Below are 14,983 nucleotides of genomic sequence, written 5' to 3'. Positions count from 1 at the left end.
CCTCATAATAGAAGCAAGCTTTTTTGTTGTGTGACTGTTTAATGCGCAACAATGTGCTAAAAATAAAATGATAAAAATAATAACGGATATATCCATGGAACACCTACCCGGCCCAAAACACATAACCAGCTTCTACTTTTACATTAAAACTAAGTGGCTCACTTTTTGGCGCTCTTTGACGTTTTCTCAACGCCTATACCTAACAGCTATTGTTTTTTTCATTTATCAAATCAACGGTGAAACAACCCCACCATCAGGTGTGTCTGAAAATGCACAAATGATGGAGGATATGTTTTCACCTTCAAGCTTTTTACTGGTCATCATTATTATTTCTGCGCTACTCAATGAGTTATGGCCGAAGCTCATGAAGTTTTGGGACAGCCTACCCGGTAAAGCAGTGGTACTTATCTTCTATGCTTTTATTGCTAACTATGCACTCGCCTATGCAGCAGGGGCGATTAATGACATAACCGGGGTGAGTGCCGACCACTTTCCTTATACTCACAATCTAAGCTTAATGCTGTCATTACCTTCTTGGTTTTTCATCAGTACATTAAGCATTTTGCTATTAGTCCCTCTACTGCAACCATTTTATGTATTGCTTTTATTACTCATGCGCCCATTTGGCTTGCATACCATGTGGCACCCACCTGAATATCGCTTTCCAATCATTACCAGCTTTATCCGTATGACCTTGTGTGTAATGTTATTTGTATTTGTACTGATGTTCACCTTTTCATCAGGCATGTTAGGCGGTATGAGTACAATGTTCACCAATGTTATTGAGAGTTTCAGTAATACCACGGTTAGTAGCAATATAACCAAAGAGATAGATAAAGAGCTTTCTGATAATAGTAAAGCAGATGCAGAAAACGCAGAGCAAGTCGAACAAGCAATAGCAGAAGTACAAAAAGAGCAAAGCTCTATTATGTCTATAAATATTGGTGAGGGCGAAGCTGAAAGCATTTCACTGTCAGAACGCGCAGAAGCTTATGATAATCGTATTAAATCCATTTTAGCTTACTTCATTTATGAGCTAGAAGCTGATAGTTATTCGCGCTGCCGAGTAACCGAAGGTAGCCGTATGGTAGAACTAAATGATTATGAAATTTTGGAGATCACTCAGCTGTCAGAACAAGAACGTACTTATAAATACGAAGTTAAACCTTGTATTTCGGTGGCCATTGGCCACCAATTTAAACCCTCGATTTCAGTACCTACAGAAGAAAAGCAGTAAGCTGCTGCTTTTCTTCTTTACTTAATGGTTGTGAACTTTTGTCCGTAAAATCATAACGTACCATCACTGTTTTACCTTCTGCGCAGCACTCTCCGTGCTGCCAAGCTTGCTGTAAAATCACAAATGAACTTGATCCTATGCGTTCAATGGCAGTTTTAACTTCCACTTCTTGGCCATAAAATAACTCACCTTTGAAGGTTACTTCCACTTTGGCAACAATCAATTTCCATTGTTTTGGATCTAGGTCTGGGGTAAAAATCTTAAAAATAGGCACACGTGCCGCTTCAAACCAAACCGGTAGTGCGGTATTGTTGATGTGTCCGAGCACGTCGGTTTCACTAAAACGCGGCATGAGTTTTTCTGACAACATAATAATTCTAATATCCTGTAGGTACTCAGATGACAGATTTTATTCGCGTTTACGACAACGCACTCTCAACTGACTTTTGCGATTCATTTGTGCAGCAGTTTGACCAAAGCCCTCACCTAAAGCAAGGGGTCACGTCTGGTGGTGTCGATCTAAGCAAAAAAATTAGTCACGATCTGTATTTAAATGCGCACCCTGAGTACGCACAGACTTTACAACACATTCAACAAGTCACCGCACAGCATGTGTTCAAGTATATTGAAGAACACTTCTTTATGATGATCGGTGCATTTGGCTTAAAAGTGTATCACCCAAAAACTGGGCAACCTGTCGACTTAACCGTTGATAATTTCGAAGAGGTTGGAAAACCACAAATTCACGTGCTCACGCAGCAGTTGTTTCGCTTGGGCAACATTCAAGCGCAAAAATACCAAGCAGGTAAAGGCGGTTATCCATACTGGCACAGCGAAGTTTACCCACAAGTCGGCCATAATGAAGCACTTCACCGCGTGCTATTATTTATGTTTTATTTGAATGATGTTGAAGAAGGTGGAGAAACTGAGTTTCACTATCAGAATAAAAAAATAGCCCCTAAAAAAGGCTCTATGGTTGTCGCACCGGCTTATTTCACCCACACACACCGGGGCTGTATTCCAGTTTCGAACGATAAGTATATATTAACGTCTTGGATACTGTTTAACAGAGCCGAACAAATCTACGGTGCGCCACCAGAACAGGCTACCATGTAAAGCTGAATTTGGAAGAAGTCCTAGCGACCTCTTCCAATAAAGTCATGCCAAGCTTCTAATAAATCAACAAAATCTTCAAAACCACACACTGCCATTAGGCCATGTTCGTCGAGTTCAAGTGCATCATCTTGATATTGCGCTAAGTCATCACTGTTATGAAATAAGCTATGCGCTTCAAATAATGCCTCTTGCTCACACAACTTAAAGCTTACTTCTTTGCCCAATCTTACCAAAGGTGTGTTTAATGACTTAATATTACGACATTGAACGAGTAAGTCTTTTACTTCATTGTGAGTCAGCTCTTCGTTAAACCAGCGACCAATTAAAGCTTGCTCGTCACTGATCTTGACCCTGAAACCACTGATTGGATCACGAATAAATTGATACTCCATACGACTTTCTCTCAAAATTAATAAACTCATAAACAAAGAATATTATACTGTGCATGGCATAAACTGCCCAGCGACTTGAGCTTTCATCGCGTAAACAGGATAATTCACGCTCCGACACCATTTCGAGTAGATATGAACCCAATTGATATTTTGTTCCCGCTGATCTTCGTGGTCACCGCTGGGTTTATTTGTGCCAAAATAAAATTCTTATCCTCGGTTCATTTTGAAGGACTGCGCACCTTTATTTTCAATTTGGCTATTCCCATTTTTCTTTTCCTCAGTATGTACAAAGCCGATTTACAACAGGCATTGTCACTCAACCTACTACTCAGCTTTTATCTACCTGTGGTGCTTGTGTATTTTGCATTATGCATTGCTTTTAAAGCGCTTGGTAAGCTATCACTGGCTGAATCTGCGGTTCTTTCGCTTTCTGGGTGTTATTCAAATACGGTATTAGTGGGCTTGCCCATCATAATCATGGCATTTGGTGAGCATTATGGCGCATTGGTGTTTATGGTGATCACTTTTCATAGTGCACTCTTATTTGCATTGACCTTTGCTTTAAGTAGTAATGTGAAAGGGAGCTTGGGTGAGTTATTAAAACCTTTACTGCTCAATCCTGTCGTACTGAGTATAAGCTTAGGTATTGTGGCAAATACCATGTCAGTTCCACTTCCTACAACACTCATCAATGGGCTAGATTTACTAAGCGAGCCAGCAATCGCTGGGGCGTTATTTGTGTTAGGTGCAAGTTTAAATCAATATTCGGTGAAAGAAGCTTGGAAAGGCGCATTAATAATCAGCGTTATTAAACTCGGCCTGCTACCCGCCGCTGTCTTTTCTTTTGCGACTTGGGCGTTTAACCTACCAACAGCGCATGTTGCCGTTGTCACTCTAATGGCCGCATCGCCACTGGGCGTGAATGCTTACTTAGTAGCAAGACAATTAAGAGTAAAACAAGATGTTGCTGCCAGCAGTGTTGTGCTATCAACACTGCTCAGCGTCTTTACTTTAAGTATGTGGTTGCTAACGCTCGTACCGTGAACGATAGCTAGTGTATTTCGCTGCATCGATGATTGCCCATAGATGCACCACTGCTGCAATAATTGCAGGAAGTACTAAGAACCAAAGCGCATAACCACCAAACACGATGATTGCAAAAATAAGTGCTGGAATAATACGACCTTGTACCAGCTGGCCTAAACCAGGAAAAAATATATTACAAATTGCGGCGATTACATTACCGCCTGAACCTTGTTCTGCCATGGTAACCTCTCTTATTTAAGATTTCTGCTATTAACTAAACAGTAATCGTGCCAAAAATATTAAACCATACAAATCAAATAGTTAAACAAATCACTTTCTATTTCAAAATTATAAAAGTGGTTTAATAAGCCATTTATTGGTTTTTTTACTCACTTTATTGGGCGTCATTTAACATACTGAATTTTAGATATAAATAGTAAGGCAGTCCATTAGATATTTAGTTATGCTTAATAGATAACAAAGCACAAGATTAGTGTCTTGATAGCTAAAAGAATAATAACAGGATTTCATCATGCTTTATAAACTCTCTCAGCCCGTGACTAAATTGGTCGAACGTTACTTACCCGACCCCTACGTTATCGTACTTTTATTAACACTGGTTGTTTTATCACTCAGCATTACCTTAACCCCTTTTTCATTTGAGCAAGCCGTTACGTCTTGGGGCCAAGGATTTTGGGCATTGCTAACCTTTGCGATGCAGATGTTAATGGTACTCGTAGCGGGCTTTATGCTAGCTAGTACACCTGTTTGTAAGTCGCTCCTTGATAAACTCGCGCAAAAAGCCAGCTCAGGCTCTACGGCAATTGTCATGGTGACCTTAGTATCTATGCTTGCCAGTTGGATAAACTGGGGATTTGGATTGGTTGTTGGGGCATTATTTGCCAAAGCGCTCGCTCGCCATGTACAAGTCGATTACCGCGTATTAGTCGCCAGTGCCTATTCTGGTTTTATTGTGTGGCATGGTGGATTATCGGGCTCAGTACCCTTAACCATTGCAACAGAAGGTCACTTCTCTAGCGGCAGTATTGGAGTTATTACTACGCAAGATACCCTGTTTACGCATTTTAATTTAATCTTAATGGCCATATTACTGGTTGTGCTTCCTCTTCTCAATGCGTTACTGCTTCCGCCTAAAGACCAACAAATCATTGTTGAGAAAGAAAAGCTTGAAGAAAAAAAGGCTGCGGTTGTTAGCATCGATACCCCAGCTGAAAAACTAGAACACAGTAAGTTACTCGGCATGCTCATTGGCAGCTTAGGCTGTGGTTATATGGGCTATTACTTTATTGCGCTCGGTGGTGGGCTCAATCTAAATAGTGTGATCGGATTATTCTTATTTTTAGCTATTTTGCTTCATCAAACGCCTGCTAATCTGCTTAAAAGCTTGCAAGAAGCAGTGAATGGCGGTGCGGGTATTATTATTCAATTTCCGTTTTATGCTGGGATCATGGCAATTATGAAAGACTCAGGTCTCGCCCAACAAATTTCAAATGTCTTTGTCTCAATGAGTAGCGCTGACACACTGCCATTTTGGAGCTTCATTAGTGCCGGCTTGGTGAATATTTTTGTCCCTTCAGGTGGCGGTCAATGGGCTGTGCAAGCCCCGATTGTTTTACCTGCGGCGATAGAGCTAGGCGCTGAGATAAACCGTGTAGCGATGGCTGTTGCTTGGGGTGACGCTTGGACTAACCTCATTCAACCATTTTGGGCATTGCCTGTACTAGCAATCGCAGGCTTAAAGGCCAAAGATATCATGGGCTTTTGTCTGATCCAGCTAGCAGTGAGTGGAATTATCATTGCCGCAATACTCACCTTCGCGTAGGTATTGCAGAGTAGCAGAAAAGAGGTCGCCGTTAGAACCGAAAACGGCGACGCGCTGACTTAACTTGATAAAATCTTTATTGGTAAACTTAAAATCACATTGTCTGAATCTGCAAAGTGCATCATCACTGCAATGTGACCTAAAGCCACAACCACATACATCAGCGCTGAGACAACCTGACCATATCTATCTAGGGGAAGAAGGTGAGAATTATGACGTTCACGCCACTCAAACACAATTTCTAAACTGCCTATAAAGATAAAAAACACCAGTAACATCAAACCAAATGCCCAACTGATGTATAGTCCCAGTAAAACCCCACCAAAACAGGCTAAGAGACCCACCCAAGAGCGCATAGAGAAACTGATACTTTTTAGTACGTGACCGCCATCCAGAGGTAGAATAGGTAATAAATTAAATAAGTTAAGTAGTGCACTAAGTACGGCGACACCGGCAAAAATCTCCATATCTGTTGCGTAAAACAGCACCACTCCCAACACAGAAGTAATTAAGCCAAATGCAGGCCCCATTAAAGAGATCACCACATCTTGCCAACGGGTTGTAATTTTTTCATCACTGACAGCTAAGCCACCAACAAAGGGAATTAAATAGATACCCTTCGTCTTGATGCCAAAGTACTTCATTGCACGCACATGACCATATTCATGTACCACCAAGCAAGCAATGATCATCAGGGCAAATTCCAACGAGAATAGCCATGCATAGCCAGCAACTGAGGCACCCGCAAGTGCAGCCTTTACGACCTTAGCACTTTTAAAAATTTTGAAGCCGAGTGCAGCAAGACCAAACCAACCGCGCTTATTTTCAGCTTGTTGATGAGGAACTTCGAGCCACTGAGGTGTTTGATCACCAATAGTAACCGCAATCAAGCCTTGTGGTAACTGAGATGTGTCAAACTGTACGGGGAGCTCTGCGACCATACAACTTTGTAGATGCTCTGCATCGCTCTCTAACACCAATGCTTGCTGCTCGCAAAAAACCTGAATAATTTGTTGCTGATTAAAAATGAGAGAAATTGGCTGTCCAGCCAAATTAAGTTCAATCCGGGTCATATTTGGTAATAATGAAATTTTTTTTCATTATCCCAACAAAAATAAACGCTGACAAACCATCATTTATTGATCTTGATTTACGCATTTCCCTATTACTGTTCTAAAGTTAAACATATGTATACCAACATCAAGGAGTGGTTTAATGAATTTCAAAGCACAACGCATTTTGGTTGTTGATGATTCCCAAGCAATTTTATTAGTTATGCAGGCTATTCTCGCTGAACTTGGGGTTGAGCAAGTAACCTGCTGTGAGTCTGCTCAAAATGCTTTATCTTTAATTGAACAGCAACCAAATAACTTTGATGCAATTTTTACCGACCTCAATATGCCAGAAATGGATGGCATGGAACTGATAAGACAGCTGGGAAAAAGAGATTTTAAAGGTGGGGTTGTTATCATCTCAGAGATGGATCATAGGATCATTGACCTTGCTTCAAATTTGGCTAGACAGAATCATGCCTTATTACTCGGAAATATCGCCAAGCCGATTCAGTTAGTTGAAGTAGAGAGGTTATTAAAAAAACTCTGCACTCTGTCTTGCCCACATACTGAAGAGGGCCAGCCCATCAGTGAAGCTGAGCTTTTACATGCACTGAGTAATAGTGAAATCACCCCCTTTTATCAACCCAAAGTAAATCGAGCAACTCAACAAATTGAAAGCATCGAAGTGCTTGCTAGAATTGTGTCTGAACAGCATGGCTTTACCATACTACCAGCCAGATTTATTGATCTTGCTGAAGACTTAGAATTAATTAACCTAGTTACTTTTCAATTATTTGAAAAAGCCACGGCCGAGTACGAAGCACTGAAAGATGAGCTTCCCCACCCATGTAAACTTGCATTTAATTTATCTCCGGTGCAGTTAGAAGACATTAACTGCCCGGATAAATTGGCCATGTTGTTACAACTCAATCACCTTACGCCTAGTGATATTATTTTGGAAATCACAGAACAAAAACCGCTTAGCAGTGCAAATCAACTAGAAACACTGAATCGCTTAAGAATGCGTGGGTTTGATATTTCATTAGATGATTTTGGTACCGGTTTCACTAATCTTAATCAATTAAAATCTTTGCCATTCACTGAGATTAAAATAGATCGTTCGATTATTACACATATTGATACTGACTATTTTTCGCAAGTCATTACCAAAAGCTTGGTCGACTTAGCAATTAAGCAAGGCTTTAAAGTTGTTGCTGAAGGCATAGAAAGAATTGAAGAGTTACAATATTTAGAGCGATATAAACACGATTTATTGATGCAAGGTTTTTTGATCAGTCGTCCTAAAGCCAAGAATGAACTGATCCGCTGGATCCACTCTTGGCTTAGAATGACAAATTTTAATTCTTAGGCTGTTCTTCCTCATTATCAGCCTCAATTAAATGCGTGTGCCCATCGACACGGTCACGCCACTTTTGCTTTGCGGCTTGCTGCATATTGGTAGATTGCTCACGCTCATCAACAATATCCATGCCCATTAAAGACTCAATCAAATCTTCAAGGGTGACGATACCTTGCACATCACCATATTCATCGATGATCAGTGAGATATGAATACGTTTTTCAAGCAATGCCTGGAACAACTCTGGTGCGCCCAATGTTTCTGGCACGGTATAAATCGGCTTTACTAATTTGCCAATCTTATAATCTTCCCCTAAACGATGAAACGCCAACATAAGGTCGTTCTTATGTACAAAACCAATAATATCATCGGTATCCGCATCAAAAACTAAAATACGAGAGAAAGATACTGAGCCATGCTCAGATAAATACTCGTTCACTGTCATATCTTTATGTACTTTAAAAAGCACAGTTCTTGGCGTCATCACGTTTTCAAGCTTGGCGTGCCTAAACTGTAACAAGCTGCGAATAGTTTCACTTTCCTCTTGTTGAAGTGCCCCTGCCTCGCTACCCATTTCAGCCATAGCCTCAATTTCTTGACGAATAAAATGCGCTTCATCTTGCTTTGAACCAATAATTTTAGTGAGCTGGTCTGATAACCACACGAACGGTTTAAGTATACGAACCATCCAAGTTAAAGCCAGTGACACAATAGGTGTAAGTGCACGCCAATAAGTTGCACCTAGCGTTTTAGGAATGATTTCTGAAAGCACCAATACCAATAACGTCATCACCGCTGATGCAATACCCACAGCAGCATCCCCAAATACAGCAGCCGCTTGCGCACCCACACCTGCCGCACCGGCAGTGTGTGCAACCGTATTTAATGTCAAAATTGCTGATAGTGGCTTATCAATATTGTCTTTTAAACTCTGCACTCGCTCTGCCAGCACAGGCTTATCTTTTTTTAATATCGCTACATGACTGGGTGTAATACTGAGTAACACCGCCTCCATCACCGAACATAGGAATGAAATAGCAATGGCCAAAAACATGTAACTGAATAACAGAAACAACCTAAACTCCTTAATTTCGCAGACTCTCGCGGCTTAATCGCAACTCTGCTGAAGATTTAATTTGATGTGCTATATTGGGGCAATTATTTTCCCTACAATAGGTGCATCAATGAAATTAACAACGGTCGCCACTTTACTATTTTCGGCACTGTCTACGCAACTTGTCGCTGCAGAGCTAGACACGAGTAAAGTAAAGTTTATTGGACCCCTTGCTGATACAGCAACAATTAAGCCAAATAACACGCCTTACCAAACTGCCATCATTAATAATTTATTGCCTAAATTACAAAGTGATTCAAAAACACTGTCAGTATTAGGTAAAAAAGTAACTTGGCAACCGCTAGGTGATGTGAATGACCTAACAATTGCAGGTCTTCAAGCGATTAAGTTTAACTTCTCTGCAGAGCGTTTTGTGCAAGGTAAGTTAAAGCTTAATGGTATCGAAAAAGCCCATGTATTTTTAAATGGTGAAACCTTATCTGGCAGTAAAGAATACGACATCAATGCGGTTACGGGCGACCACCAAGTTGTTATTGTTGTAGAGCAAGCTGACGACTGGAAAAAAGTCTCGTTAGAATATCTACCTAAAGCAGAGCATGATGTTATTACACTGACGACAAAAGAAACCCGTGCGCTTTCAGCTAAGCAACTTTTTGATGCACCAACGATCAGTTCTGTATCGATTTCTCCAAATGGCGAATACTATGTTGTTACTGAGCGTCATTACCAGAGTAACCATGGTAATAAAGCCATCAATAAAACAACCTTAACCGATGAAGAGGGTAAAGTGCTTTACCGCTTTGACGGCTTATCTGCAAATCAAATTAAGTGGCGCGTAGACAGCAAACAAGTTGTATTTGTTCGCAATAAAGCCGTTACAGTTTTAAACCTTAAAGACTTAGAAGAGAAAGTGGTCGCTGAACAACTAGATGGCGCATATGGCTTCCAGTACTTCGACAACAACACGCTTGTATTTGCTTGGTCTAAGTCAGATAAAAGTAAGCACACATTAGTTAAACACTTCAGAGGGTTAGAAGACCGCTGGTCTTATGCACGTAATAACAGCCAAATATTCATGTTAGACATCAACTCTGGTTTTATTAACCCTATCACTGAAGGTAAATTAAGCCATTCATTGGCCGATTTTGATAATGAAGCTGGCACAATCTTGGTGACGCGTAATCCTAGCGATTATGCTAAACCGCCTCACATGCTGACAGAGCTTGTAGAAGTAAATCTAAAAGACAACCAGCAGACTTTACTTGGTCAATACCGCACATTTAGCTCAGCAAAGTATGCTGATGACGGTATTTATGTGGTTGCTGGCCCTGACTTTGCGAATGGTTTAGGTCGCGCAATTCCTGAGAATATGCTTGCAAACAACTACGATGGCCAGCTATATAAGTTAGACCGTCAAGGTAAGAATGCACAGGCATTAAGTAAATCATTTGACCCTGCAATTGGTTCAATGCAGGTATTACGCAATGATGATGTCGTAATTAAAGTGACTGAGCGCGATACGCAACAACTGTATCTATACGATGAAAGCAAAGCTCGTTTCACTAAACTAAAAACAGGCTTTGATGTCGTTGGCAGATTCAGCATTTCTGACGAGCGCAACCCTGACTTACTCGTGACTGGCACACAAGCATCTCACCCTCAGCAATTAAAACGCTTAGATATTTCTAAAAACCGCGCTAAAACACTGTGGGATTCAAAAGCACTTGCTTATGACAATAGCGAAATTGCAACCCTATCTGAATTTAACTTCACTAATAAAGAAGGCGTTGAGATTAAAGGTCGTGTATACACGCCTCACAACCTAGATGAAAGCAAGCAGTACCCTGCACTAGTTTACTATTATGGCGGTACTTCTCCTGTATCACGCGGTTTTACCGGTCGTTACCCATTTAACCTATGGGCAGCACAGGGTTATGTTGTGTATGTGCTACAACCAACTGGTGCGACTGGCTTTGGTCAGGAATTCTCTGCTAAGCACGTGAATGCATGGGGTGAGTACACTGCAAACGATATTATCGAAGGCACTAAAAAGTTCTTAGCTGCACACCCTTATGTGAATAAAGATAAAGTAGGTAACTTAGGCGCATCTTACGGCGGCTTTATGACTATGCTACTTGCGACTAAAACGGATTTATTCAGTGCGTCGATCTCTCACGCAGGTATCTCAAACATTACTTCTTATTGGGGTCAAGGTTGGTGGGGCTACCTATATTCAGGCGAAGCTTCGAAAAACAGTTTCCCGTGGAATAACCCTAAACTTTACTCTGATCACAGCCCAGTTTTTCATGCTGACAAAGTAAACTCGCCTTTATTACTTATCCATGGTGACGCTGATACGAACGTACCTCCTGGTGAAAGCCACAACATGTATACGGCACTTAAGTTGCTTGGTAAAGACGTTGAGTTAATTGAATATAAAGGTACGGATCATCAAGTATTTGCCCGTGACCGTCGATTCCACTGGTGGGATACTATGCTGGCTTATTTTGATATGCACTTAAAAGACCAACCACAATGGTGGCAGTATATTTATAAATAAGTATGTAAAAACCAGTATCGGCCTAATGCTGTTGCACTAGGCCGGTATTATTTTAGTTACATCTCACTGATACAGTAACATTAATGTTTGCGTATTTGTTACAAATTATCATTATTCTCTTCTCAGCAATGTTTTCACAGTGCTAATATATACATAATTATTGAATAGATAGCTGCATTATGAGTATCAAAGTATTATTAGTAGAAGATGATGAACTGTTAGCAAAACGCATTATAAGCCACTTTGCTGAAACTGAATTTCGCATCGAAGTTGATAGTACCGGTGCGACTGCTTTAGCCCAAGTTCAACAAGCCACACAAGTTCAAGAACGTTTCGCACTTGCTATTGTTGATATCGTCTTACCTGCGACAGATGGTTTAGCGTTAGCAAAAGAGCTCAACACGCTAACTGATATCGGTGTCATCATGTTATCGAGCCGAGATTCACAAGCTGACAGAATTGCAGGTTTAGCCCAAGGTGCTGATGACTATATCTGTAAACCTGTCGATTTATTAGAATTAGAACTCAGAATGCGTGCTTTATGTAAACGACTCACCATTGTCAATAACGATGACGAATCTGAAGAGTTTATAGAATATGCTGACTTTAAATTACACCCTGATAACCGCACCCTTATCAATGGTACAGGTGAAGAATCACGCTTAACTGAAGCCGAGCATAAAGTACTTATTTGCTTAATTGCCAACGCAGGCAAAGCAACTTCTCGAGAAAAAATTTCAGAAGACATCGGCCAACCAGACTGGAGTCCAAGTGACCGAACTGTTGATGTGCTCATCGGGCGCTTACGCAAAAAGCTTGGTGATGAGAAAGAACAAAAGCGCATCGTTACCGTTCGTGGTAAAGGTTATATGCTATCAACTTAATAAGCAGTCAACTGAGCAAGCAAACGCTCAAAAGCACGATAGCTTAATGCCTCTTTAAGAGAGGCCAAGTCTATCTCTTCCTGTAACTTTAAATCTGCAATAGTACGTGCCACCTTCAAAACCTTATGATAAGAACGTGGTGATAAAGCTAATTTGTCGGCAGCCTTACCCAAAAATATTGAATCAGCCTCAGATAACCTACAATGTACTTGCAGCTCCTTAGTTGATAATGAAGCGCTATTTTTTCCTTGTCGCTGATAAGCAAACCTAACTGCACTCTCTACGCGTTGACGGATCTCTGCACTCGACTCTTCAGGTTTAGTAGACTGCAACTCCTCAGTGGTTAATCGAGGCAATTCAACTTGAAGATCTATTCTATCTAAAAAGGGGCCTGATACTTTCGACAAATATTTTAACACTTGATCAGGGGTCGCCCTTTTATCACTATGATGGCCTGTAGGACTTGGGTTAAGTGCCGCAACTAACTGAAAGTTAGCAGGAAAATCAACTTGCCTAGCAGCACGTGAAATAGTAACAGTACCCGTTTCCATCGGGGTTCTTAAAGAGTCTAATACCTTTCTATCAAATTCCGGTAATTCATCGAGAAACAAAATTCCATTATGGGCCAGAGATATCTCTCCTGGTTTTGGATTTGATGAACCGCCAACTAATGCAACAGCAGAGCAGGTATGGTGCGGAGATCTAAATGGGCGGTTCAACCAGTTTTGATGTGTTACCGATTGTCCAACCAAAGAATACACAGCAGCAGTTTCGAGTGCTTGTTGCGTTGTCATTTTAGGCATAATAGTTGGTATACGTTGAGCCAGCATAGATTTACCTGTGCCAGGCGGTCCCAAGAAAAGCAAATTATGACCGCCTGCTGCTGCAATTTCTAACACTCTCTTTGCAATGCTTTGCCCTTTAACATCGCTCATATCTAGTTGCTCAAACGATTGATCAACTGCCTCTTCATAAACAAGATTCAAAGGAAGAGATTGCTGGCCTTGTAAGTCTAACCAGATTTCTTGCAAGCTCGTTACCGCTTTCCTATTTGATTGAGACACTAGACTTGCAAGCTGATTATTATCTTTTGGGATATAGGCCAGATGGTGCTCTTGTGCGGCAGCCATCACCGAAGGTAGAATTGCTGTGATAGCCGATACCTCTCCACTTAAGGCCAGCTCACCGAAAAATTCACATTGGTTGATCTCTGTACTCTGGATCTGACCAGAAGCAACCAAAATACCAACAGCAATAGCAAGATCATACCGACCACCTTCTTTTGGTAAATCTGCAGGCGCTAAGTTTACAGTGATCCGTTGTTCTGGAAATATAAAGCCTGAGTTCACAAGTGCTGAGCGAACGCGCTCTTTAGACTCTTTTACAGAAGTTTCTGGTAGACCAACAATAAGAAATGCAGGAAGTCCATTACTTAGATGGACTTCAACCGTCACTTTAGGTGCTTTAACACCAACTTGTGCACGGGTAAAAATTTTTGCTAAAGACATGTCCTTGTCCCTATCAAGTTAATATTTAAAAACGTGTATAACCCAGTTATAACGCATAGCGAGTAAACGTACAATAAGTGTAGTCAACATAGCAAATAGCATACATAACTCTATAACTATATTTAGTGCGACCAACTGAGTATAGACAATACCACCCAAAATACAGGTAATTGCGTAAAGCTGACCTTTTAAAAGCAACGGAATGTCACCTGCGAGTACATCACGGATCACCCCACCAAAACACCCAGTTAGCACCCCCATAATCACTGATGTTGTAGCAGGCATACCAATAGACATGGCTTTTTGTGTGCCCATAACAGCAAAAAGTGCCAACCCGAACGCATCTGCTACCTGTAAAAATTTACTCGGTATTTGCTTTTTCTGGTTTAAAACAAGAATGCTGATCAAAACTGCACTAAAAATAGCAATGAAGTAACTAGGGTCATGTAGCCAAAAAACCGGCTCATCTAAAATAATGTCTCTTAATGTCCCGCCACCAATACCTGTTACCGCAGCGAGTACAACAACACCAAAACCATCTAGATGCTTTTTATGGGCAATTAAAGTCCCAGAAATAGCAAAAACCATTACACCCAATAAATCGAACCAATGAATGAGGTCGCTCATTAAAATTCCTGAAAATAGATAGATATGAAAAGCTAATTAAAAACGAATTATAAATTAATTTTTTAAATATTGAAGTGAGGTGCAAAGTTAATGACCGCGAGCAAAGCGAGTACATTTGCTGTGCGCAAAGTGAAGTGAGCTAGTTTAGCTTAAGCTGAGAGACATTTACTATATAGCCTGAATGAACAGACTGGCTACTGTGAAGGCTACTCATTTCACCTTGCTCTAATTCGTCTTTTTATCACAGTGCATCACCTCATCATTGTGCAGAACGATTTAGCACCCTAAACGCAAACATCG

General features: G+C 40.8%; 14 protein-coding genes. 7 read left to right on the top strand and 7 right to left on the bottom strand.

The features are described 5' to 3' along the window. Positions 1-94 precede the first annotated feature (94 nt). Positions 95-1,237, top strand: coding sequence for a hypothetical protein (locus CWB72_RS04635; RefSeq protein WP_138629599.1), 1,143 nt, complete (start codon positions 95-97; stop codon positions 1,235-1,237). On the opposite strand, the gene CWB72_RS04630 is transcribed toward CWB72_RS04635, so the two are convergent. Continuing rightward, positions 1,218-1,607: an acyl-CoA thioesterase gene (locus CWB72_RS04630; protein WP_130255616.1), complete on the bottom strand. Its 390-nt coding sequence runs from the start codon at positions 1,605-1,607 to the stop codon at positions 1,218-1,220. The two genes, CWB72_RS04635 and CWB72_RS04630, sit on opposite strands and share 20 nt — an antisense overlap. A 29-nt stretch (positions 1,608-1,636) precedes the next feature. On the opposite strand from CWB72_RS04630, the gene CWB72_RS04625 reads away from it, so the two are divergent. Further along, a complete protein-coding gene (locus CWB72_RS04625) occupies positions 1,637-2,353 on the top strand; it encodes a 2OG-Fe(II) oxygenase (RefSeq protein ID WP_138629597.1) in 717 nt (238 codons plus the stop codon). Between the two features lie 20 nt (positions 2,354-2,373). Here CWB72_RS04625 and CWB72_RS04620 read toward each other — a convergent pair whose 3' ends face one another. Beyond that, positions 2,374-2,745 carry a YacL family protein gene (locus tag CWB72_RS04620; protein ID WP_138629595.1) on the bottom strand — a complete coding sequence of 124 codons (372 nt, stop codon included), beginning with the start codon at positions 2,743-2,745 and terminating at the stop codon, positions 2,374-2,376. 132 nt (positions 2,746-2,877) lie between these two features. Between CWB72_RS04620 and CWB72_RS04615 the strand changes: the two genes are divergently transcribed. Further along, positions 2,878-3,789 (top strand): AEC family transporter, encoded by a 912-nt coding sequence (locus CWB72_RS04615; RefSeq protein ID WP_138629593.1) that lies wholly within the window; start codon positions 2,878-2,880, stop codon positions 3,787-3,789. Here the strand turns inward: CWB72_RS04615 and CWB72_RS04610 are convergent. Further along, the gene (locus CWB72_RS04610) at positions 3,772-4,011 is read right to left on the bottom strand and encodes a hypothetical protein (RefSeq protein WP_138629591.1); all 240 of its coding nucleotides are present in this window, start codon (positions 4,009-4,011) and stop codon (positions 3,772-3,774) included. The two genes, CWB72_RS04615 and CWB72_RS04610, sit on opposite strands and share 18 nt — an antisense overlap. Before the next feature lie 292 nt (positions 4,012-4,303). Here CWB72_RS04610 and CWB72_RS04605 point away from each other — a divergent pair, with 292 nt between their 5' ends. After that, positions 4,304-5,614, top strand: coding sequence for a short-chain fatty acid transporter (locus CWB72_RS04605; protein ID WP_138629589.1), 1,311 nt, complete (start codon positions 4,304-4,306; stop codon positions 5,612-5,614). A gap of 59 nt (positions 5,615-5,673) precedes the next feature. Here CWB72_RS04605 and CWB72_RS04600 read toward each other — a convergent pair whose 3' ends face one another. Continuing rightward, positions 5,674-6,687 (bottom strand): site-2 protease family protein, encoded by a 1,014-nt coding sequence (locus tag CWB72_RS04600; protein ID WP_138629587.1) that lies wholly within the window; start codon positions 6,685-6,687, stop codon positions 5,674-5,676. A 142-nt stretch (positions 6,688-6,829) separates the two neighbouring features. On the opposite strand from CWB72_RS04600, the gene CWB72_RS04595 reads away from it, so the two are divergent. Continuing rightward, complete coding sequence (locus CWB72_RS04595; RefSeq protein ID WP_138629585.1) at positions 6,830-8,038, top strand: EAL domain-containing response regulator; 1,209 nt, start codon at positions 6,830-6,832, stop codon at positions 8,036-8,038. Here CWB72_RS04595 and CWB72_RS04590 read toward each other — a convergent pair. Continuing rightward, positions 8,028-9,104 (bottom strand): CNNM domain-containing protein, encoded by a 1,077-nt coding sequence (locus CWB72_RS04590; protein WP_171037220.1) that lies wholly within the window; start codon positions 9,102-9,104, stop codon positions 8,028-8,030. The two genes, CWB72_RS04595 and CWB72_RS04590, sit on opposite strands and share 11 nt — an antisense overlap. 109 nt (positions 9,105-9,213) lie before the next feature. On the opposite strand from CWB72_RS04590, the gene CWB72_RS04585 reads away from it, so the two are divergent. Both CWB72_RS04585 and CWB72_RS04580 read left to right on the top strand, forming a co-directional pair. Then, a complete protein-coding gene (locus CWB72_RS04585) occupies positions 9,214-11,664 on the top strand; it encodes an alpha/beta hydrolase family protein (protein ID WP_138629583.1) in 2,451 nt (816 codons plus the stop codon). A gap of 179 nt (positions 11,665-11,843) precedes the next feature. Continuing rightward, on the top strand, positions 11,844-12,548 hold the full coding sequence (locus CWB72_RS04580) for a response regulator transcription factor (RefSeq protein WP_138567042.1): 705 nt from the start codon (positions 11,844-11,846) through the stop codon (positions 12,546-12,548). Here the strand turns inward: CWB72_RS04580 and CWB72_RS04575 are convergent. Both CWB72_RS04575 and CWB72_RS04570 read right to left on the bottom strand, forming a co-directional pair. Next, a complete protein-coding gene (locus CWB72_RS04575; RefSeq protein ID WP_138629581.1) occupies positions 12,545-14,056 on the bottom strand; it encodes a YifB family Mg chelatase-like AAA ATPase in 1,512 nt (503 codons plus the stop codon). The genes CWB72_RS04580 and CWB72_RS04575 overlap by 4 nt on opposite strands. 18 nt (positions 14,057-14,074) lie before the next feature. Continuing rightward, entirely contained in the window at positions 14,075-14,683 is a 609-nt protein-coding gene (locus CWB72_RS04570; RefSeq protein ID WP_130255627.1) for a trimeric intracellular cation channel family protein, read from the bottom strand. Between the last annotated feature and the right edge of the window lie 300 nt (positions 14,684-14,983).

Source organism: Pseudoalteromonas phenolica, assembly GCF_005886345.1.
Lineage (GTDB): Bacteria > Pseudomonadota > Gammaproteobacteria > Enterobacterales > Alteromonadaceae > Pseudoalteromonas > Pseudoalteromonas phenolica_A.
The sequence above is the reverse complement of the archived record's forward strand: the minus strand, read 5'-3'. Positions and strand labels throughout refer to the sequence as shown.